The following is a 736-nucleotide window of genomic DNA, read 5'->3' as shown; positions in this document are numbered from 1 at the left end:
GGTAATCCCTAAACTCAGCGTCAACACCACCAATAATCCTATTTTCCGCGCGAGCCCAACCTGAAGAAACAACGAGCATTACAATCACCACACTCATGGCACGATAGGTTTTCGATATACCTGCAGCGTTTCGACGAAAGAAAAATAGCACTGCCAAAAACACTAGCGCTAGTGGGTGGAATGCTCCACCACTAGACTTTGAATTGCTAGGACTTGTATCCTCAGCTACATCTGGGTTATCTGCTGTAAAATTAACCGACTTCAAATACAAGGTCTTGCCTTCATCCCCTAATGAACTTTCACTCGTAGAACGCCAAAGTTCTCCCCTAGCCATGCGCCACTCAACAGTATTGACCTGATCTTCAGGTAACACGATAGTCTCACGACCATAAGCCTCAGCCGGCTTATATTCACTAAGCTCTTCACCATTTATCCACAATGAGACATCCATTACACTCGTATCATCTACTTTCCAGTCAAAGCTCAATTGGCCGCTACCATCAACCTTACCAATCAACATCGTTTGCTCATATAGGGTGTAGTCTGACACTAATTCGGAAACAATATCTCCCTGTAAATCCCACTCATTCTGCTTCTCTATAAAGAAAAACACTCCCTCACCCACACTTGAGCTAAAATCAGCTTCCCCTATCACATTACCACTCAACTCAAACGAGTAGCTTTCCTCTTTACCCTCAACCCCTATCATCAAGGTAGCAAACTTGATACCAGGCGA

At 44.3% G+C, this 736-nt stretch carries 1 protein-coding gene; it reads right to left on the bottom strand.

The window, feature by feature from the left end; genetic code table 11:
- A partial coding sequence (locus A3766_RS26590; protein ID WP_156509163.1) for a GlyGly-CTERM sorting domain-containing protein occupies window positions 1–736 on the bottom strand: 736 nt, incomplete at both ends.

This window comes from Oleiphilus sp. HI0132 (genome assembly GCF_001635845.1).
Note: the sequence above shows the minus strand (reverse complement) of the source record. Positions and strands in the feature narration are given on the sequence as shown.